The 18,957-nt window shown below is 68.6% G+C and carries 23 protein-coding genes, 1 tRNA gene and 1 pseudogene; 13 read left to right on the forward strand and 12 right to left on the reverse strand.

Annotated elements, in window-relative coordinates; all coding sequences use genetic code 11:
- Window positions 1–11: 11 nt before the first annotated feature.
- The 7 genes and pseudogenes from AC37TH_RS10860 to AC37TH_RS10890 all read right to left on the reverse strand — a co-directional run bounded on the left by AC37TH_RS10860 (window position 12) and on the right by AC37TH_RS10890 (window position 3,326).
- Window positions 12–401 (reverse strand): isochorismatase family protein, encoded by a 390-nt coding sequence (locus AC37TH_RS10860; RefSeq protein ID WP_490764368.1) that lies wholly within the window; start codon window positions 399–401, stop codon window positions 12–14.
- A pseudogene (locus tag AC37TH_RS10865) lies at window positions 370–561 on the reverse strand (isochorismatase family protein); the annotation flags it as partial. The gene AC37TH_RS10860 and the pseudogene AC37TH_RS10865, both read right to left, overlap by 32 nt.
- A gap of 168 nt (window positions 562–729) precedes the next feature.
- Entirely contained in the window at window positions 730–1,956 is a 1,227-nt protein-coding gene (locus AC37TH_RS10870; RefSeq protein ID WP_490764369.1) for an RNA polymerase sigma factor, read from the reverse strand.
- Window positions 1,953–2,288: a YciI family protein gene (locus AC37TH_RS10875; RefSeq protein ID WP_490764370.1), complete on the reverse strand. Its 336-nt coding sequence runs from the start codon at window positions 2,286–2,288 to the stop codon at window positions 1,953–1,955. The genes AC37TH_RS10870 and AC37TH_RS10875 overlap by 4 nt, the downstream gene beginning before the upstream one ends.
- 17 nt (window positions 2,289–2,305) lie before the next feature.
- Entirely contained in the window at window positions 2,306–2,902 is a 597-nt protein-coding gene (locus tag AC37TH_RS10880; RefSeq protein WP_490764371.1) for a dihydrofolate reductase family protein, read from the reverse strand.
- Window positions 2,903–2,981: 79 nt separating this feature from the next.
- Window positions 2,982–3,233 (reverse strand): hypothetical protein, encoded by a 252-nt coding sequence (locus AC37TH_RS10885; RefSeq protein WP_490764372.1) that lies wholly within the window; start codon window positions 3,231–3,233, stop codon window positions 2,982–2,984.
- Between the two features lie 19 nt (window positions 3,234–3,252).
- Window positions 3,253–3,326: transfer RNA gene (locus tag AC37TH_RS10890), tRNA-Leu, on the reverse strand.
- A gap of 64 nt (window positions 3,327–3,390) precedes the next feature.
- Here AC37TH_RS10890 and AC37TH_RS10895 point away from each other — a divergent pair.
- From AC37TH_RS10895 to AC37TH_RS10905, 3 genes are all read left to right on the forward strand, one after another.
- Window positions 3,391–3,804: a hypothetical protein gene (locus AC37TH_RS10895; RefSeq protein ID WP_490764373.1), complete on the forward strand. Its 414-nt coding sequence runs from the start codon at window positions 3,391–3,393 to the stop codon at window positions 3,802–3,804.
- Window positions 3,805–3,997: 193 nt separating this feature from the next.
- Window positions 3,998–4,366, forward strand: coding sequence for a VOC family protein (locus tag AC37TH_RS10900; protein ID WP_490764374.1), 369 nt, complete (start codon window positions 3,998–4,000; stop codon window positions 4,364–4,366).
- Between the two features lie 354 nt (window positions 4,367–4,720).
- A complete protein-coding gene (locus AC37TH_RS10905; protein WP_490764375.1) occupies window positions 4,721–5,371 on the forward strand; it encodes a YbhB/YbcL family Raf kinase inhibitor-like protein in 651 nt (216 codons plus the stop codon).
- 210 nt (window positions 5,372–5,581) lie between these two features.
- On the opposite strand, the gene AC37TH_RS10910 is transcribed toward AC37TH_RS10905, so the two are convergent.
- Complete coding sequence (locus tag AC37TH_RS10910) at window positions 5,582–6,049, reverse strand: hypothetical protein (RefSeq protein WP_490764376.1); 468 nt, start codon at window positions 6,047–6,049, stop codon at window positions 5,582–5,584.
- Between the two features lie 218 nt (window positions 6,050–6,267).
- On the opposite strand from AC37TH_RS10910, the gene AC37TH_RS10915 reads away from it, so the two are divergent.
- Window positions 6,268–6,702 (forward strand): pyridoxamine 5'-phosphate oxidase family protein, encoded by a 435-nt coding sequence (locus AC37TH_RS10915; RefSeq protein WP_490764377.1) that lies wholly within the window; start codon window positions 6,268–6,270, stop codon window positions 6,700–6,702.
- Between the two features lie 139 nt (window positions 6,703–6,841).
- On the opposite strand, the gene AC37TH_RS10920 is transcribed toward AC37TH_RS10915, so the two are convergent.
- Window positions 6,842–7,522 (reverse strand): cation diffusion facilitator family transporter, encoded by a 681-nt coding sequence (locus AC37TH_RS10920; RefSeq protein ID WP_490764378.1) that lies wholly within the window; start codon window positions 7,520–7,522, stop codon window positions 6,842–6,844.
- A 48-nt stretch (window positions 7,523–7,570) separates the two neighbouring features.
- On the opposite strand from AC37TH_RS10920, the gene AC37TH_RS10925 reads away from it, so the two are divergent.
- The 3 genes from AC37TH_RS10925 (at window position 7,571) to AC37TH_RS10935 (ending at window position 9,129) form a co-directional block, all read left to right on the forward strand.
- On the forward strand, window positions 7,571–8,152 hold the full coding sequence (locus AC37TH_RS10925; RefSeq protein WP_490764379.1) for a cation diffusion facilitator family transporter: 582 nt from the start codon (window positions 7,571–7,573) through the stop codon (window positions 8,150–8,152).
- 222 nt (window positions 8,153–8,374) lie between these two features.
- Window positions 8,375–8,662, forward strand: a complete 288-nt coding sequence (locus AC37TH_RS10930; protein ID WP_490764380.1) for a hypothetical protein — start codon at window positions 8,375–8,377, stop codon at window positions 8,660–8,662.
- A gap of 92 nt (window positions 8,663–8,754) precedes the next feature.
- Window positions 8,755–9,129 (forward strand): YchJ family protein, encoded by a 375-nt coding sequence (locus AC37TH_RS10935; RefSeq protein ID WP_490764381.1) that lies wholly within the window; start codon window positions 8,755–8,757, stop codon window positions 9,127–9,129.
- Here AC37TH_RS10935 and AC37TH_RS10940 read toward each other — a convergent pair.
- Window positions 9,126–11,336 (reverse strand): Ig-like domain-containing protein, encoded by a 2,211-nt coding sequence (locus tag AC37TH_RS10940; RefSeq protein ID WP_490764382.1) that lies wholly within the window; start codon window positions 11,334–11,336, stop codon window positions 9,126–9,128. The genes AC37TH_RS10935 and AC37TH_RS10940 overlap by 4 nt on opposite strands.
- Before the next feature lie 209 nt (window positions 11,337–11,545).
- On the opposite strand from AC37TH_RS10940, the gene AC37TH_RS10945 reads away from it, so the two are divergent.
- The 4 genes from AC37TH_RS10945 to AC37TH_RS10960 are packed head-to-tail and all read left to right on the forward strand — an operon-like array spanning window position 11,546 to window position 16,036.
- Window positions 11,546–12,196: a TetR/AcrR family transcriptional regulator gene (locus tag AC37TH_RS10945; protein ID WP_490764383.1), complete on the forward strand. Its 651-nt coding sequence runs from the start codon at window positions 11,546–11,548 to the stop codon at window positions 12,194–12,196.
- Entirely contained in the window at window positions 12,193–13,449 is a 1,257-nt protein-coding gene (locus AC37TH_RS10950) for an MFS transporter (RefSeq protein WP_490764384.1), read from the forward strand. The genes AC37TH_RS10945 and AC37TH_RS10950 overlap by 4 nt, the downstream gene beginning before the upstream one ends.
- Entirely contained in the window at window positions 13,449–14,726 is a 1,278-nt protein-coding gene (locus AC37TH_RS10955; RefSeq protein ID WP_490764385.1) for an amino acid deaminase/aldolase, read from the forward strand. The genes AC37TH_RS10950 and AC37TH_RS10955 overlap by 1 nt, the downstream gene beginning before the upstream one ends.
- Window positions 14,723–16,036: a D-arabinono-1,4-lactone oxidase gene (locus tag AC37TH_RS10960; protein ID WP_490764386.1), complete on the forward strand. Its 1,314-nt coding sequence runs from the start codon at window positions 14,723–14,725 to the stop codon at window positions 16,034–16,036. The genes AC37TH_RS10955 and AC37TH_RS10960 overlap by 4 nt, the downstream gene beginning before the upstream one ends.
- Before the next feature lie 351 nt (window positions 16,037–16,387).
- Here the strand turns inward: AC37TH_RS10960 and AC37TH_RS10965 are convergent, their stop codons facing one another.
- Window positions 16,388–16,534: a hypothetical protein gene (locus AC37TH_RS10965; RefSeq protein ID WP_490764387.1), complete on the reverse strand. Its 147-nt coding sequence runs from the start codon at window positions 16,532–16,534 to the stop codon at window positions 16,388–16,390.
- Window positions 16,535–16,982: 448 nt separating this feature from the next.
- Here AC37TH_RS10965 and AC37TH_RS10970 point away from each other — a divergent pair, with 448 nt between their 5' ends.
- Together AC37TH_RS10970 and AC37TH_RS10975 are read left to right on the forward strand one after the other, a co-directional pair.
- The gene (locus AC37TH_RS10970; RefSeq protein ID WP_490764388.1) at window positions 16,983–17,549 is read left to right on the forward strand and encodes a LemA family protein; all 567 of its coding nucleotides are present in this window, start codon (window positions 16,983–16,985) and stop codon (window positions 17,547–17,549) included.
- Window positions 17,550–17,558: 9 nt separating this feature from the next.
- Complete coding sequence (locus tag AC37TH_RS10975; RefSeq protein WP_490764389.1) at window positions 17,559–18,461, forward strand: M48 family metallopeptidase; 903 nt, start codon at window positions 17,559–17,561, stop codon at window positions 18,459–18,461.
- A gap of 24 nt (window positions 18,462–18,485) precedes the next feature.
- Here AC37TH_RS10975 and AC37TH_RS10980 read toward each other — a convergent pair whose 3' ends face one another.
- Complete coding sequence (locus AC37TH_RS10980; protein ID WP_490764390.1) at window positions 18,486–18,908, reverse strand: hypothetical protein; 423 nt, start codon at window positions 18,906–18,908, stop codon at window positions 18,486–18,488.
- Between the last annotated feature and the right edge of the window lie 49 nt (window positions 18,909–18,957).

Here is an 18,957-nt window from a genome sequence, read left to right on the forward strand (position 1 = left end):
GGTTGCGCCCGTCAGGCGTCCGCGCCGACGAGCTCGTCGGCGCTGACCAGCGTGGCGAAGTTGCCGTCCAGCGCCGCCATGAACGACGCGTGCACCGTCGCGCCGGGCACGGTCGTGTCGCCGAAGGCGAGGTCCGGTGCAGCACAGGCGTCGTGCACCACCGTCACGTCGTAGCCGCGTTCGGCCGCCGCGCGCACGGTCGAGTCGACGCACATGCTCGACATCATTCCGATGACGACCAGCTGATCCGGGGCGAGCGCCGCGAGCGTCGCATCCAGTGCTGTGCCGATGAACGAGTTCGGCTCCGTCTTTAAGCACAGGCTCGTCTCCGGCGGGCGCGACCAGCGGGTGGATCTCGACCCCAGCGGTGCCCGGTCGCATGAACGACGCATCGGGTGCATCCCACACGTGCTGAATGTGCACGACCGGATCGCCGGAAGCCCGGAACGCCGTGAGAACCGCAGCAGCCCGTTCGGCCGCCGGCACCGATCCGACCAGGGGATATGCGCCACCCGGGAAGTAGTCGTTCTGGATGTCGACGATGACGAGCGTGCGAGACACGGGTGCCCTTCGGTGCGGCGGAACAGGTGCGGCGGAACAGCGACGGCGGAACGGTGGCCGTGAATTGAGGACGGCCCGGACGCCGTACCCGAAACGACGGCCGGGCCGCCGGGCGTGGGCTTGGCCCAACAGCGCTGATGATACACCCGCCTGGATGGAGGGGCTCGGCTAGGAGCCGAGCTCGCCGCGCCGCCGCGCCAGGTACGCGACCTCGGCGGTGTTCCCCGCGAGCGCGATCGCCGCGTCGTACGCAGCGCGGGCCTCCGCGTGTCGGCCGAGCCGTCCGAGCAGCATCGCCCGGGAGGCGTGGAACGGGTGATATCCGTCGAGTTCCGTCGTGAGCACGTCGGCTAGAGCGAGGCCGTCGGCGGCTCCGTCGCGCTCACCGACCGCGATGGCCCGGTTGAGCCGCACGATCGCCGACGGGTCGAGCCGCACCAGCTGGTCGTAGAGCGCCACCACCTGGGTCCAGTCCGTCGCAGCGCCGTCCGTGTGCACCGCGCTGATCGCGGCCAGCAGCTGATACCGGCCAGGCGCGAGTCCGGACGCCAGCCGCTCGCGGACCAGGGCGTGCCCCTCGGCGATGAGGGCCGCATCCCACCGATCCCTGTCTTGCTCCGCCAGAGGGACCAGCTCGCCCGACGGGGCGACGCGGGCTCCACGCCGCGCCTCGGTCAGCAGCATCAGCGCCAGCATCCCGGCGACCTCGCCGTTCGTCGGCAGCAGCTGGCGCAGCAGCCTGGCGAGGCGGATGGCCTCCGCCGTCAGCTCTTTGCGCACCGGCGGCGTCTGCGGCCCGGACGCCAGGTACCCCTCGTTGAAGATCAGGAACAGCACGGCCAGCACTCCCGACACGCGGGCGGGCAGGTCGGTCGCGGCTGGCACACGATACGGGATGCGGTTCGCCGCGATCTTCGCCTTCGCGCGCGTGATCCGGGCACCCATCGTCGTGTCCTGCACGAGGAACGCGTTCGCGATCTCCGGCACGGTCAGACCGCCGACCAGGCGCAGCGTCAGAGCGACCCGCGCATCCATTGCCAGTGCCGGATGGCAGCAGATGAAGATCAGCCGCAGCCGATCGTCGTCGATCGCGCCGAGCGGTTCCGTCGCGGTGCTCCCGGTGTCGTCTACGAGCATCGCCTCCCGGTGCCTGGCGTCGCGTGTGCTCTCCCGCCGGATCCTGTCGATCGCCTTCCGCGTCGCCGTCGTGGTCAGCCACGCGCCCGGAGCGGGCGGGATCCCGTCGACCGGCCAGCGCTCGGCTGCCGTCGCGAAGGCGTCCGCTGCGGCGTCCTCGGCGTCGTCGAGGCTGCCGAAGCGTTTGACGAGCGTCGCGACGATCCGTGCCCACTCCTCGCGGTGGACCAGGCTCAACGCGTCGCGGACGTCGCTCACTCGGGCGGTGGAAGGACCGGACGGATTTCCAGGCGGCGGTTGCACGCCTTCGAGCCCTCGGCCACCAGTGTCAGGGCGACATCCAGGTCGGGAGCTTCGATGATCCAGAAGCCCGCGGCCCACTCTTTCGTCTCGACGAACGGGCCGTCAGTGAACACGGGTTCGTCCCCGCGTCCGTCGATGACCGTCGACACGGTCGGATCGGCGAGGCCGGCCGCGAACACCCAATGCCCGCCGGCGATCAGTTTCTCGTTGAACGCGTCGATCGCGACGGCTTCCTCGGCGGTGCCGGACTCGCTGCGGTCGTCGATGACGTTGACCAAGTACTGCATGGTGTCGATCCTCTCACTCACACGTAAGCGGGGCGGCCGCCCAGGCGGTACGTGAGCGCGACGATGCCGGTCGGGAAGACCGTCGATTCCAGCAGCGTCAGCCCGAAGTCCAGGCCGCTCGGCGGGAGGAACCGCTCGCCCTCGCCGACGATCACCGGGAACTGCACGAGGTTCAGCTCGTCGACCAACTCGTTCTCGAGCAGCCACCGCGCGAGCGCCACGCTCCCCACCACGAGCAGCTCGCCGCCCGGCTTCTCCCTGAGCTCCCGGATGTGCGCCGCGGCGTCGCCGGAGATGACCGTGGTCTGCTCCCACGCCGGGTCGGACATGGTGTTGGAGACGAGGTACTTCGGCTTCGAGCTGATCGCCTCGCCGAAGCCGCCATCGTGGCTGCGCGCACCCCAGAACGTCTCGAAGAACCCGAACGTCTTCCGCCCCAGCAGGAACGCCTCCGGCCGGCGCCAGGTGTCCAGGATGTACTGCGCGGCGTCGCGGTCGTTGAGCGCGCGCGCCCAGCCGCCCCGGCCGAACCCGGGATCCAGTTCCTCGTTGTTGCCGCCGTTCGCCTGCGCGACGCCGTCGATGGTGACCTGCAGGCTGATGGTGATCTTCATGGTGAGTTCCCTTTCTCTCACCAGTACCACGAACGCGGGACCGGGGTTTCGACAGGGGTGTGGAAATTCGTTCGGTGGCTCAGACCGGTGGGTGCTGCGGCGCGTAGCTTCCGTGGCGTCGTCCGCGGTCGCGGACAGCGACGACCAGCATCGCCGCGCCGAACACCGACCAGACGACTGCGAGAAGAAGCGGCCACAGTCCGGCAGCTCCGCTGAACAGCGCGAACGCCAACCAGACCACGCTCATCACCAGCCAGGCAACGCCATTCCAGATGCGCGGTCGTCCGACCGCGAAGCGAACCCAACGCGGGTAGTCTCCGGCTTCCGTCACATCGCGACCATACCGCGCGTACCCCCAGTGGGACTCGAACCCACACTGAAGCGATTTTAAGTCGCCTGCCTCTGCCGATTGGGCTATGGGGGCCCTGGCATCCATCGTAGCGGCGCGGTTGCGGCGCTCTCGGAGTAGTAACGGGCAGAGTGGGGACGTGCAGACGGGACGCGCGGGGGAGCGGCGGGGGACATCATCCGGTGGCGGACGGCCGCCGTCGCGGGGACGGTTCACGCTCGCCGTGTTCCTGTCGGCCGTGGCGCTGCTGGTCGCCTGGACGTGGTTCGCGATCGTCGTCGAGGACACATGGGGCGACGAGTGCAAGGCGCGCGCTGCCGGTCAGAGCGGGGTTGGGTTCCTGATCGTGTTCGGAGTCGTGCCGCTCGTCGTGGTGACGATCGGTGCGGCGGCCGCGCTGATCGGCTTCGCCTCTGGCTCGCGCGGCTGGCGTGTGCTGCGCGGGGTCGTCGCGCTGCTCGTCATTACTGCGTGCGGGCTGTTCTTGGCGCTGTGGATGACCGATTGGATGCTCGTGGCGCATCTCGCGCTCGGCTCCGACTGCCTGGCATAAGGCCCACCCGGACCGACCGCAGGATCAGCGGTTGCGGTACGGCGACTTCACCATCGCGATAAGGGCGGCCAGCGCCAACCCTCCGCCGACGACGATGACGAGCCAAATGAATCCGATCAGCAAACCAGCCATGCGCTCACGGTACACCCGCGGGGCGCTGGCGGTAGCGCATCCACGGGCGGATACTGAGGCCATGATGCGCATCGGTTCGATCGTGTGGGGGGTGCGGGATGTGCCGCGCGCCATCGAGTTCTGGACGGCGGCGCTCGACTACCGTCCGTTGCGAGAGCCGGATGCGGACTGGGCGATCCTCGTGCCGAAGGCCGGGCAGGGGCCGCAGCTGGCGATCACCGAGGTCACGAGCGCGGCGGCCGGGCACCAGCGGCACCACCTCGACCTCTACGCGTTCGACCAGGACGTGGAGGTCGAACGGTTGCTCACGCTCGGTGCTGCTCACGTCGACTGGGACTATGAGGACAACGCCGACTACGTCGTCCTCTGCGACCCGGACGGCAACCGGTTCTGTGTCGTCGCCGCCGGAGACGCGGCGAACGCGCCCTGAAGCCGGGCGCGATCTCAGGCTGCGGGACTCGGGCTGCGGGTCTCAGGCTGGCCGTCTCGTCGCTGTGAGGTTCTTCATCGCACGGTGAGCGTGCATCCACCTGCGGGGCCCACACTGGATGCGGACGCCGAACTGGTGTGGTGTCTCTTGACCCGGTCGTGGCTGCGATTCCCCCCAAGGTGCCACGGCCGGGTCCTTCTTATACGGGTGCCTGCCGGCGTCTCCCGACCCCGCGACGCCGCGGCGCAGCAAGAGACGTTGCATTGCGGGGCGGGGGTCTTCAACTCGCCCCAGGGGCGCCGTTCAGCCGACTACGCTGTAGCCGTCCGCTCGATAGTGCGTGAAGGGGTAAACGTGTCCCAGGTTTATGACCCATATGAGCAGTTGGCGAAGGTTCCCGACTTCGAGGTGACAAGCACAGATATGGCAGACGGCCAGCCTCTGTCACCCGCGCAGATGTCCGATCTGTTCAGCGCGCCAGGCGGAAAAGACATTTCGCCTCAGCTTTCGTGGTCGGGCGCACCCCGCCACACAAAGAGTTATGCCATAACGGCCTACGATCCGGATGCGCCCACCGGCTCTGGGTTCTGGCATTGGGCCGTGGTCAATATTCCTGATTCTGTCTCAGAGCTGCCAACGAATGCCGGGCAGCGTGATGGGTCGCTGCTTCCTGGCCACGCGTTCCATTTGCGCAATGACGCGAGCTTGTTGGGCTACGTGGGGGCTGCGCCGGATGCGGCCAGCGGTATCCACCGCTACTTCTTCGTGGTGCACGCGCTGGACGTCCGGAAACTTGAGATCCCTTCGGACGCGACGCCTGCCTATCTCGGTTGGATGATGGACGGTCACACGATTGCGCGGGGCCGGATCGTTCCGGTCGCGGGGATCCTCGGCCTCGTCGAGGGAATCACCGGTCAGGAGTACGCGGTTATCTCCGGAACTGAGGACACAGAGAAGAGTCCTACACCGATCAACGCTGCAGGCCTGGACCTCGGTCTCGGATAGCTAACCCGCCAACCGTTCGCAAGCGTTCTGCGAGGGTGTCAGAAGGATCGACCGATTCAGTTCCCCGCCTGCTCGGCGGGCAGGGAACTGAGGGCGTTTCGCGCTAACGCCGATTGCCGATCCCGAGGATCCCACCACTGCACCTCAAGGCGACCAGCTTACGGTCGGTCAGAGGGCTTCACTTCCGAGGACCTGCGTGCCCAGACCCGATCAATGGACCGTTGGGGCGTCGCTGCCGTCTTCCTGGCAGAACGTGATGGCCTCGGCCCGTCCCCACCACCACGACCTCGTGTTATCGCCTGCACGTTTCGCCGCGCAAACACCGTAGATTCCGAAGTTGACCGTGGAGTACGTGGGACCGTCGACACCGTTGGCCGAACTGGATTCGGAGGGTGAGTCCAGCGGAGATCCGACCGTCATGCGATGCCCGTCCGGGAAGATCAACTCAATACCTGCCGGATCGCATGTAGCCCGTGGCTGGTCCGCAAGGTCGCTCACCACGATGGGGTCTCTGTCGACGCACCGCGGCAAGGTGGTCTCTGCGGGGCTGAACGAATGCCCCGACGGCAGATGCAGGTTGGTGCCGACTCCGATCATGACGAGGCCAACGGTGAACAGCCCAGCAAGTGCCACCGCGATGACGAAAGAGGTCAGAAGCCGCCGAACCAACACCGACATTGACTCGCCTCTCGCGTCGACCCGCCGCCGTTGCGCACGGCTTTGAACGCGGTCGCGCGAATCCATAAGGCGACAGAACCCGCTCGGGTTCGGGTCCACGCTAGCCGGTTCGAATACAGGTATCCGGTCCACTGTTGCCCCAATCCGGGTGGCGGGATCATGGGGCCGTTGGCAAGGCGCAAGCCGCCATGGAAGCTACTCCCGGATATCCTGCAGTCATGGTGATAGATCCGGCCGATCCCGCCTCGCTGGTCGAGTTCGTGCGACGAGAGCGGCGTGGAGTTGTTGCCACGGTGTCGGTGGAGTCCGCACCGGAAGCGGCGCTTGTCGGCCTGGCAGCGCTCGATGACGGGACGTTGCTCTTCGACAGCCCCGAGAAGTACCGCAAGATCGAGAACCTTCGCACCTGCGACCGGGTCGCGGTCGTGGTGGGCACCGACGGGTCGATCAGCGCGCAGATCGAGGGGACTGCGTTCGTGGCGTCGGACGAGGGGGAACGAGAACGCCTCGGCCGTGCGTACATTCAGCAGTTCCCGGGATCACGAGCGCTAACTGACGGCTTCGTCGTCGTCGGCATTCGCCCCACCTGGGTTCGCGTCTACGACGCGTCCGTCGACCCCCCTCGGGTCACCGAGGCGACATGGAACCCGTGAGCACACTCAGCCGAAACGGGATCGGCTCCTATTACCTGTCGACGATCCCTTGAGATTGTCCCCTGCGTCCACCCCACCTCGCTTGCCGCCAACAAACTGTCCAGCTGGGCCGCCATTTAGATTGTCCACAACTGGGGCCTCAATCGTCGTCGAAGTCGACGTCCTTCCCACGCAAGGCGGCGATTGCTTTGACGATCAGCTGGATCGCTGCGACGGCAATCAGCACTGATACCCCGAGCGCGAGCACCGGGTCCAGCCAGTAGAGCCCGTCCGCGACCAGGATGATCGCGCCCGCAACCGCGATCGCAGCGGCGGCCGCGGCGTCGGCGATCGCGTCGATCAAGACCGATCGCATGTGTAGGTCCTCGCCTGCAGCCGATCGGCCGAGGACGAAGGCACCGGCCAGCATCACAACCATCGTGATCAGGCTGACGATCACCATCGGCAGACCCTCCACCGGTGGTGAACCTTCCTGCAGGCGGCCGACCGCTTCGATGGACACCGTGACCGTAACGGCCAGCAGAAGGGTGGCATTCACGAGCGCGGCGACGGCGATCGGTCGCTGCGCGTGTGGGTGATCGGGATCGCGATCGCGAAGCGCGATGGCGACCAGCCCCAGCCCCAGTGCGAAACAGTCGGCCGCGGTATCTCCGGCGGCGGCGAACACACTGACCGAGTGCGCGAGTATGCCCGCGACGACCAGCCCGACGATCAGGGCGACGTTGAGACCCAGCACGATGAGGATCCGGCGACGTTGACTCCACTTCGGCGCCACGGCCCTAGAAGGCGCAGGCTTGCGGTCATTCGGTGCATCGGACACCTCAGAATTGTTTCATCCGGAACTCGACCGCTCCGGTAGCGTCATCGTGTGACCGACACCGCGTTGAGGCTTCGCCGGGCAGGAATCGGTCTGGAGATCATCACGCTCGCCTGGAACGTGGTCGGGGTCGTGCTGCTGGCGCTGCTCGCCTACCAGTCCGCATCGGTGGCGCTGCTGGGGTTCGGGCTCGACAGCCTGATCGAGATCGGTGCAAGCACCGTCGTGATCTGGGAACTCACGGACACCAGCCCGACCCGGCAACGCGTCGCCCTCCGCCTCATCGGGTGGGCGTTCATCGTCCTGGCCGCCTACCTACTCGTCCAAGCCGCGGTCGTGCTGCTGCTCGGCCATCACGCGACACCCCTGATCGGCGGTATCGGCTGGACCGGGCTCACCGCACTGGTGATGTTCGCGCTCGCCTGGGGCAAATGGGTCGTTGGCAAACGCCTGGACAACGCTGTCCTGCTCACCGAGGGGCGGGTCACCCTCATCGACGGGATCCTGGCGACCAGCGTGCTGCTCGGGATCGTGCTCGACTACACGCTCGGCTGGTGGTGGGCAGACCCCATCGCCGGACTCGTCATCGTCTTCTACGCCGCGCGAGAAGCCATCCACATCTTCCGCGAGTAGCGCGCCGCGCCATCCCGTCGAGGGTAAAGACCCACCCGTGCATGGAAAGCGCCCGCCACTTAGATGGTCCCGCACCTCCACACAGGTGCAGAAACCATCGCTCCGAAGTCTCCGCCAGCCAGAGGGAGAATCATTTTCTCTGGCCTGTCGATTTCGGATGCGCTCGCACGTCGTACTGCTGAGTCGACATTTGAGGTCGACCAGAATCTGAAGGAGCACACCATGTCTGCTTTCGTTCTTGCTTTCCGCAACGATCCCGCCGTGACTGCCACCGAGCAAGAAGTCGCTGCGTGGGGCGCCTGGTTCCAGAAGCTCGGCGCGGCCGTGACCGACATGGGCAGCCGCGTCGGGGCGACCAACCTGCTGGGAACGTCCGCCGGAGCCAACGCCTTGTCCGGCTACACCGTTATCGATGCAACCGACCTGGCCGCGGCGACCGCGCTGGCCGAAGGGTGCCCCGGTCTCTCCTACGGGGGCAGCGTCGAGGTGGGCGAAGTGGTCGCGATGTAGAGAGCGCTGCGCTCGACCTCGCGAATCGTCTGAGGACGCGAGGGAGCGAGAGGGGGTTCGGAGCAAGGGCGCGCCCCGGGTATGCTCATCCGGTGTCGTCCTCCCGGTGCCCCTGTCTCAGCGGGCTGGGCTATGACGACTGCTGCGGCCCGCTGCATCGCGGTGAGCTGGCCGCCCCGACCGCCGAGCGGCTGATGCGGTCGCGGTTCTCGGCGTTCGCGCTCGGCGACGTGCCGTATCTGCTGCGCAGCTGGCACCCGTCGACCCGGCCGGAAACCCTGGAGCTCGACGCCGGGCTGCGCTGGTACCGGCTCGACATCGAGCGAACCGAACGGGGTGGGCCGTTCGACAGGGACGGCGTCGTCGAGTTCTCCGCCTACTACAAGGGGAGTGAGCGCGGCGTGCAGCACGAGGCGTCCCGGTTCGTGCGCGATGGTGGGGACTGGTTCTACGTCGACGCGGTCTAGCGCGACGGCTCCACGTATTTCTCCCACAGCCAGACGCAGACGCTGAGCGCGGCGAACCCGAACGCGGCGATCGCGATGACGAGGACGCCCTGTCCGGCCTCGACCAGCGACGCCACCGGCAGCAGCAGCGCGAACAACAGTGTGTAGACCACGAGTCCGAGGCCCAGCCAGATCCCGCGCGACCACTGGAACACCGCACGTCCAGCGAGTCCGCCGATGGGGAGGAGGGCGATCGAGGCGGAGCCGAGGCCGAGGAGCGACACGGCGTTGGCGAGTTCGCGGAAGAACGCGGACACCACTCCGACAGGCTCCGGGAGCAGACCGACGGTCAGCCAAGCGAGCACTCCCAGCACGGCGACGCTGGCGATCTGCACGGCCCCGACGCGGCCTCGGGCCACCCGCCCTGTCGCCCCGGCGAACGCGACTCCGATGATCAACCCGAACAGCAGCGCGGGCTGCAGGCCGAACATCCGGGATGCGATGGCTGTGATGCCGACGATGATGAGCATGGACGGGCGGAAGATCATCGTCGTCCTGCCGCCGCCGAAGTGCGGGGACGTCCACCGGCCGACGGCGACCCAGACCGCATTCACCGCGCAGAGCGCCACCGTGATGGCGAGGATCACGCGCAGGTAGGCACCGGCGTCGTCGACGGGGCTCGACAGGGTGACGAGCGCCGCTGCGGCGACGAGAGCGGCCGGGATCAGCCAGGGGTTGCGCCGGGCGGAACCCACGCCGGATGCTTCAGCCGCACCGACTGCGAATGCGCCGCCAGCCCCGGATGCGCCGCCAGCCCCGGATGCGCCACTCCCTCCGGATGTGCCTCCCGCCCCTGCGTACAGCGCGTCGGCGTCGCGCAGCTCGGCGCGGCTGCGGTTGCGTCCGAAGATGCTCGACCGGCTGCGCGCAGCCCGCCCGTCGCGCTCGCGAGCGACGGTCACGGCGAGCAGCCGTGCCGGAAGCGCGAGCAGCAGCAGGGCAGCGGCGGCGAGCAGCAGGGAGCGCAGCCAGCCGGGGAAGGCGTCGACGGACACGACCGGCGCCGACGCGCTCGTGAACGGCGTGTTCAGCCAGTCCGGCGTGCCGGACGGGCCGTTTCCGCTGTTGGGGTCGGACGGCGCCGGGCTCGGCGTGGTTCCCGGAGGGACGGCCGGCACGGCCGGCGCAGGCGTGTTGTTCGGGGAGGGGGTCGCCGACGGCGACTGCGGCTCGGTGGTCGGCGAGTTCGCGGGGGTGAGGACGGTGATCGCGACCGGGTTCGATCCGCCGCTGACGTTTCCCGCCGCATCCCGTTGCAGCGCGGAGACGACGAACTTCCCGGCGCCGAGGGTGCCGGTGCAGGTCCAGGCGGTGCCAGTCACGACGGCCGTGCAGACGACCGTGCTGCCGTTGTCGTCGCTGCCGTAGACGGTGACCTTCGCCGCGTTCTCGCCCGACCCGGAGAACGCGAGCGGACGCCCGACCGGAGTCTCGGTGCCCGGTGCGGGCGAGCTGATGCGGGGAGCGGCGGGCGGCGTGGTGTCGACGGTGATGCCGACGGGTGCGCTCGCCGCCGACGAGTGGCTGGAGAACGGCGCGCGCTGCGTCGCGGTGATGGTGTGCTTGCCGGTCGGCAGCGGCCCGCTCAGGACGCAGCCCCAGGTGCCGGCCGAGTCGGCGGGGAACGAGCAGGTCGCGCCGTTCTCGGCGCGCACGGTGACGGTCGCTCCTGCGTATGCCGTTCCGTGGACGCCGCCGCCGGAGACGATGGTGCCGTTCTGGGCCGCGATCACCGGAGGGTGGAGCACGTCCACCCGGCCGGAGGCACTGAGCCCGGTGTCCCGTGAGTCGGCACGGACGGCGACACCGGGGCCGTCCGGGGGAGTAGCGAGCTTGCAGGTCCAGTCGCCGTTCGCATCCACGGGGGCGGCGCAGCGGGCGCCCGCCGTGCTGGCGGCGCCGGCGGAGACGGAGAGCACGTCGCCCGGTGTTCCGGTGCCGGTGACGACGAGCGGGAAGGTGGTGACGAGGCCGGTCGGCAGGGCGTTGATCGTCGGCGGGCCAGGGGTCGCGGGTGGAGAGGTCGGTGTGGCGGAGTCGGAGGGGGTGGCGTCTGCCGGGGCGGCCGGTGCCGCCGGTGCGGGGGCGGACGGCGTCGCGGTGTCGGCAGTGGCCGGCGCGGCCGAGCCGAACGCTCCCAGGATCGTGGCGCCCGCGACAGCCAGCACGATCAGGGCAGACAGAACCAGCCCGGTCGACCCCCTCGACCGGACTGGTGGCGAAACATCTGACGAAAACACCCGCATTCCACCCCATTTCAGGTGGCGAGAAGCGATCTGTCAAACTCCCAAGCCGGATTTACGGCATACTGACAACTGGGTCAACCGTCCCACTTCACGCGCGAGGATGCGCGGGAAGCCCCGCAGAGGAGTCCGCCGTGACACGTATCTCCGCCGTGGAACGCCGCACCGCACTGGTGCAGGCCGCCCTTGTGGTCGTCGCGCGCGACGGGGTCGCCGCTGCGACCACCCGCAGGATCGTCGCCGAGGCCGGGATGTCGCTGGCCAGCTTCCACTACGCGTTCACCTCCCGCGACGAGTTGATGGCCGAGCTCGTGAACACCGTCGTCGACGGCGAGGAGTCGGCGTTCGCTCCCGTCTTCGAGCCAACGGCCGACGTCGTTCCCGCCACCATCCGGGACGCGGTGCGCTCCGGCCTGGAACACTACTTCGCTGCCGTGCGCGCCGACCCGGACAGGGAGAAGGCGATGTTCGAGCTCACCCAGTGGGCGCTGCGCGAACCCGGCTTCGCCCCGCTCGCCGCCCGGCAGTACGAGCGATACTTCGCTGTCGCCGAGCACGCCGTCGTCCAGGCCGCAGCGATCACCGGATGCGCGTGGTCGCGCCCGACCGGCGAGGTCGCCCGCCTGCTCGTCGTCCTCACAGACGGTCTCACCGTCGCCTGGCTGGTGACCCGCGACGACGCGGCGGCCCAGGCGACCATCGACTTCGCCGCCGACGCGGTGGCGATGCTCGCAACATCCCCTCCTGTTCCCTCCGCCCTCGACCCGAACGCAGGACTCCGATGACAGACACCACAGCTCCGGCGGTCTACGCCGAGCCGACCCGCCGGGTGCCCGGCCGCTGGATCGCGTTCTTCGCGATGGCGTGGCTCGGCGTCTGGATGGCGCAACTCGCCCCCATCCAGAAGCTGCTGCCCGATCAGGTGCAGAAGCAGCTCGACACCACATACTGGGTGGACAACGTGGTGGTGTTCGGCATCATCTCCGGCATCTCCGGGGTCTGCGCCATCATCGCGTATCCGCTGACCGGCGCCCTCTCCGACCGCACCACCAGCCGGTTCGGGCGGCGGCGGCCGTGGATCGCGGCCGGCGCCGTCGTGTTCGCAGTGTCGCTCATCCTGCTGGGGCTGCAGTCGAGCATCGTCGGGATCGGCGTGTTCTGGTCCCTCGCGCTCACCGGGTTCTGCATCCTGACCGCCGCGCTCACCGCGACGATCAGCGACCAGGTGCCGGTCGGCCAGCGTGGATACGTGTCCGGGTGGATCAGCGCGCCGCAGGCTGTCGGCATCATCCTCGGCGTCTCGCTCGTCACCTACGTGTTCGTCGGGGCGCTGTTCGGCTACACGGCGATGGCGGTGCTGCTGCTCGTGCTCGTCCTCCCGTTCCTCTTCCTCCCCGACGCGGTGCTCCCGGCCCACCTGAAGCAGAAGATGACGTTCCGCGGGATCATCGAGAGCCTGTGGATCTCGCCGCGCGAGCATCCGGACTTCGGCTGGACCCTGCTCAGCCGGGTGCTGGTCAATTTCGGCAACGCGTTCGGCACCTCGCTGCTCCTCTACTTCCTGGAGTTCGGGCTGCACGACAAGAACGCCGACGACGACCTGCTGGTCCTCATCCTCATCTACATGGTGTTCGTGATCGTGGCGTCGCTGGTGATGGGCCGCTGGTCGGACAGGATCGGGCGGCGCAAGGCGTTCGTGTTCCTGTCGTCCGCCATCCAGGGTGTCGCCGCTCTGCTGCTGGCGTTCGTGCCGGAACTGTCGGTGGCGATGGTCGCCGCTGGACTCCTCGGCCTCGGCTACGGCTGCTTCCTCTCCGTGGACCAGGCGCTCGCCACCCAGGTGCTGCCCGACCCGGAGAACCGCGGCAAAGACCTCGGCATCATGAACATCGCCACCGCCGTCCCCCAGGCGATGGCCCCGCTCATCGGCGCCGGTATCGTCGCCGCGCTCGGCGGGTTCGTCGGGCTGTTCGTCCTCTCCGGTCTGTTCGCGTTCGCGGGTGCTCTCGCGGTCGCACGAGTGAAAGCGGTGCGCTGATGACCTACGACCTCGACCTCTCCACGAAGCCGGCGCCGTCCGAGCGCACCTGGACCACCCCGGATGCGTTCTGGCCATCCCTGTCAGCGGCGACCGCCAGGCTCGACCCTGCGCTCGCCGTGCTGCACGTCCCTGCGCTCCGCCACAACACCCACGACATGCTGCGGAGGGCGGCGGGCAAACCGATCAGGGTCGCCTCCAAGTCGGTGCGCGTGCGGTCGGTGCTGGATGCGGTCCTCGCGCTCCCCGGCTACGCGGGCGTGCTCGCGTACACACTCCCCGAAGCCCTGTGGCTGGCGGAGGGGACGGACGGGCACGCCCCGATCGAGGACGTGGTGGTCGGATACCCGACCGCCGACCGTGTCGCCATCGCGCGCCTCGCGTTCTCGCCGGAGCTCGCCTCCCGAGTGACGCTGATGGTCGACTCGGTCGCGCACCTGGACTTCATCGACGCGGTCGTCCCGCCGTCGCAGCGGTCGAGCATCCGGTTGTGCATCGAACTGGATGCGTCGTGGAAGAGCCCGGTGCTCGGCCACATCGGAGTGTTCCGGTCGCCGTTGCACACGCCGTCCTCGGTGCGGGAGCTCGCCGAGGCGATCGTGCGCCGGCCCGGCTTCACCCTCGTCGGCATCATGGCCTACGAAGCGCAGATCGCGGGCCAGGGCAACAACCCGCCCGGCAAACCGGCCTGGGGTGCGACCGTGCGCTGGATGCAGAAGAACTCCGGCGCCGAACTGCTCGAACGGCGTGGCCAGGCTGTTGCCGCGGTGCGGGAGATCGCCGACCTCGAATTCGTGAACGGGGGAGGGACGGGGTCGCTCGAGTACACGTCCTCCGACGAGTCCGTCACCGAGATCGCGGCGGGTAGCGGGCTCTTCGGCGGCTACCTGTTCGACTCGTACGCCGGATTCCACCCCGCCCCCGCCGCGTCGTTCGCGCTGTCGGTCGTGCGGAGGCCCGGCCCGGAGGTGGCGACGCTGCTCGGCGGCGGCTGGATCGCCTCAGGCCCTCCCGGCGCGGACAGGATGCCGAAGGTGGTCTGGCCGACCGGGCTCTCGATGGTCGCGCGCGAGATGGCGGGCGAGGTGCAGACGCCTCTCACCGGAGCCGCCGCGGGCGTGATGCGCGTGGGCGACCGGGTGTGGCTGCGGCACACCAAGTCCGGCGAGCTCAGCGAGCACGTCGACGAGTTCCACCTGATCGACACGGTGGACGGCCGCGCGACGGTGGTGGGCTCCATCCCCAGCTACCGCGGCGACGGACAGGTGTTCCTGTGACGGCGACCGGCGCCGTCTGGCGCAACTGGGCACGCACGGAGCAGGTGCGCCCGACCCGCGTCGAACGGCCAGTAGACGCCGACGCCGTCCAGCGCGCCGTCGCGGCGGCGGTCAAACAGGGGATGCGCGTCAAAGCCGTCGGCGCCGGCCACAGCTTCACGGGCATCGCGGTCGCCCCCGGCGTCCAGCTGGACCTGTCGGCCCTGCGCGGCATCGTCAGCGTGGACGTCGAACGCGGACGCGTCACCCTCGCCGCCGGAACCCATCTGCACGAGCTGCCGCGCTTGCTGCGCCAACACGGCCTCGCCCTGCAGAACATGGGAGACATCGACCGGCAGACCATCGCCGGAGCCACGTCGACCGGCACCCACGGCACCGGAGGGGGCTTCGGCGGCCTGGCGACGCAGGTCGTCGGCGCGACGCTGGTGACCGGCACCGGGGAGGTGCTGACCGTCGACGAGACCACGAATCAGGAACTCTTGCCCGCCGTGCGTCTCGGGCTCGGCGCGCTCGGTGTGCTGGTCGATCTGACCATCCAGTGCGTGCCCGCGTATCTGCTGCAGGCGGTCGAACGTCCGGAGCCGTTGCAGCACACGCTCGATACGTACCTCGACCGTTCGGCGGCGGAGGACCACTTCGAGTTCTACTGGTTCCCGCACACCGAGACGGCGCTCACCAAGACGAACACGCGCCTGCCGCTGTCCGCGGCCTCCGCGCCGCTTCCCGCCCTCGGACGCTGGGTCGACGACGAACTCCTCGCCAACGGCCTCTACCGCGGCGTCTGCGCCCTCGGAACCGTCGCGCCGTCGATCATCCCGCCGTTCAGCCGCCTCGCCCAGAAGCTCACGGGCAACCGCGACTTCACGGACGTGTCGCCGAAAGTGTTCGTGACCAACCGCACGGTGCGCTTCCGCGAGATGGAGTACGCCATCCCCCGGGAGGCGGTCCCCGCGGCGCTCGCCGAAGTGAAAGCCCTGATCGAGCGGAAAGACTGGCGGATCTCGTTCCCGGTCGAGGTGCGCTCCGCCGCCGCCGACGAGAACTGGCTGTCCACGGCCTACGGGCGCGAGACGGGCTACATCGCCGTGCACCGGTACTACCGGGAAGACGCGACGGAGTACTTCACCGCCGTCGAGGAGATCATGATGGCCCACGGCGGGCGCCCGCACTGGGGCAAGATGCACACCAGGCACGCGGACTCGCTGCGCGAGGTGTACCCGCGCTTCGACGACTTCCTCGCCGTGCGCGACCGCCTCGACCCGGAACGCCGCTTCGAGAACGTGTACCTCCGCCGCGTGCTGGGGGAGTGAGCGCGGCGCTCGCCGCTCCGGCTCCCGATTCCCCATCGAGTGGTCCCGAATTGCCGCGTGAGCGCAGGCCGCACGGCAATTCGGGACGACTGGATGCGCGGGACGAGGGTTGCGGCGTGTCCCCAAAGCGGGTGGCGTGAGGCGTGCGCCGCGTTGAGTGCCCGTGGCTGAGGATGACTCGGAATTCCGCGGAAAATCGCGGAAATCGCCGTTGATCCGGGAGTTTGCGGGCGCGGAGCGAGGGGGCCGTGTGACAGATGTGACTGACGGGAATCTTGACAGGTTCTCATTTCACTGAAACACTCCGTGCTAGCTGTGAATCACCTGTGAGTTGTTGAGAATAATTCATCTTCAGGAAGCGAACCCGATGTCCGACCGCATCACCCGTGCTGCCCGTGCTGCCAGCGCACCGCGCCGCGTCACCGCCGCCGTCGCGTCCGCCGCCCGGGCCGCGGCCGTCGCCGCTGCCGAATACCAGGATGCGAGGAGCCGCGCCACGGACTCCGTCGCCCCGTCGCGCGCTTCGGCTGCCGCGCCTGTCGCGCCCGCCGCGGCTGCGCCGTACTACGCCCCGGGGGTGTCGTCCGCGCCCCCGGACAATTCGGGGTGCGGTCCGTGCCCCGGCGCAACGCTCGTGCTGACCCCATCGGGATATTGGGGTTGTCCTTAGCCGAGCTCTGACGGCATCCGTCCGACCACGGATGCCGCCGGCGAAACGAACGCGGCGTCGACCGCCCCCGGTGTCGGGCACCCGGGGCATCGGCGCCGCGTCGTCGTTCCCGCCCCCTCCGCCCCGTCGGCCCGCGCCTCGCGAGGGCATCGCCTGTCGAACCGCGGCATGCTTGCTTTGAGAGTGGTGGGAACGCGGTGGGAGCGCTGCGGGCCGCCGTTAGTATTGGATCTGCGCCCCGTGTTCACGCGCCAGCACACCAAGGAGTACCCGAAAATGGAATGGCTCATCCCGGTCATCATCGTCGTCGTGATCGTCGCGATCATCGGGATCTACCTGTGGGCCACCTACAACTCGCTGGTCACCCTCAAGGTGCGCGTCGACGAGGCGTGGAGCGACATCACGGTGCAGCTCAAGCGGCGTGCCGACCTCATCCCCAACCTCATCGAGACGGTCAAGGGCTATGCGGCGCACGAGAAGGGCGTCTTCGAGTCCGTGACGCAGGCGCGCGCAGAGACCCTGTCCGCGCAGGGTCCGGCCGACGCATCCGTGGCCGAAGGTCACATGCAGAGCGCCCTGAAGAGCATCTTCGCCGTCGCTGAGGCGTACCCGCAGCTGCAGGCGAGCCAGAACTTCCTGCGTCTGCAAGCCGACCTGGTCGACACGGAAGACAAGATCCAGGCGTCACGCCGGTTCTACAACGGTGGGGTGCGCGAGTTCAACACCAAGATCAAGGTCTTCCCGAACAACATCTTCGCCAAGCGCATGGGCTTCACGGAGCGCGACTTCTTCGAGGTCAGCGACCTCGCGGCGATCGCCGAGCCCCCGCGCGTCCAGTTCTAGCGGGCGGCGATGTATAGGGCGATAGCCAGGAACAAGCGCAACACGGTCTTCACCATCCTGCTGTTCCTGCTGATCATCGGTGGGCTCGGGTGGCTCGCGAGCTTCATCTACAACAGCTACACGATCCTCTGGGTCGTGGTCATCGGCGCCACCCTCTACGCGGTTGTCCAGTACTTCCTGGCGAGCAGCCAGGCGCTGAGCATGTCGGGGGCCGTCCCCATCACCAAATCAGACAACCCGCGGCTGTGGAACGTCGTCGAGAACCTGTCGATCACCACGGGCACGCCGATGCCGGCGGTCTACGTCGTCAACGATCCGGCCCCGAATGCGTTCGCGACCGGACGCGACCCGGAGCACGCCTCCGTCGCCGCCACCACGGGGCTGCTCGACATCATGACCGACGCCGAACTCGAAGGCGTCATGGCGCACGAGCTCGGGCACGTCCGCAACTACGACATCCGGTTGTCGATGATCGTCTTCGGCCTCACGGTCGCCATCGGCTTCATCGCCGACATCTTCCTGCGCATGGCATTCTTCGGCGGCATGGGCAACCGCAACAACAGCAACGGGGGAGGCGGTGGCGGCGGCAACCCGGTGATCATCGTCTTCGGACTGATCGCCGCGATCATCGCCCCGCTCGTCGCGACGCTCGTGCAACTCGCCGTCTCCCGGCAGCGCGAATACCTCGCCGACGCCACCGGCGCCATGACCACCCGGCATCCGGATGCGCTGGCCAGCGCCCTGCTCAAGCTGGAGGCTTACGGTCGCCCGATGCAGAAGCAGAACTCGTCCATGGCGCACCTCTGGATCGCCAACCCACTGAAGCCCAGCCTGATGAGCCGCCTCTTCAGCACGCACCCTCCCATCCCCGAGCGCGTTGAGCGCCTCGAGAAGATGGGCTCCAACTTCTAGGTCACCAGGTGACCTGGGCGGGGCTCAGCCGAGCTCGGTGGTGCCGGCGTAGCGGTAGGGGACGCGCGTGGAGGTGGCGCTCGGCGCATCCACGGGGTGCCAGGCGGTGCCCACGGTCTGGCCGTCGACGGTCGCCACATCCCGGATGGGGTCGGCCGGCTTGCCGTCGATGAAGCTCTGCACGACTTCGGTGTAGACGCTGTCGTCGGGATTCAGCAGCACGGCGACGTAGTGGTCCGACGCGCGCACCTCGGCGGCGGGGACCCAGATGCGGCCGTCGAACTGCACCAGCGTCGCGCCGTCCTGCGCGCCGCCGGGTTTCACGCCGGTGACGAAACCGTCGCGCCAGCTCTCGCCGTCGCGGTAGGCGTAGAGCTCGCGCATCGGCGATTCGAAGTCGGCCTCATCGGCCCCGGCAGCATCCAGATACTCCAGCGGTGAACTCATGCCCGCACACTACGCCCCGCAGACCTGCAATCGAGTCCGAACCTCTTCA

The organism is Leifsonia sp. McL0627 (assembly GCF_058244615.1).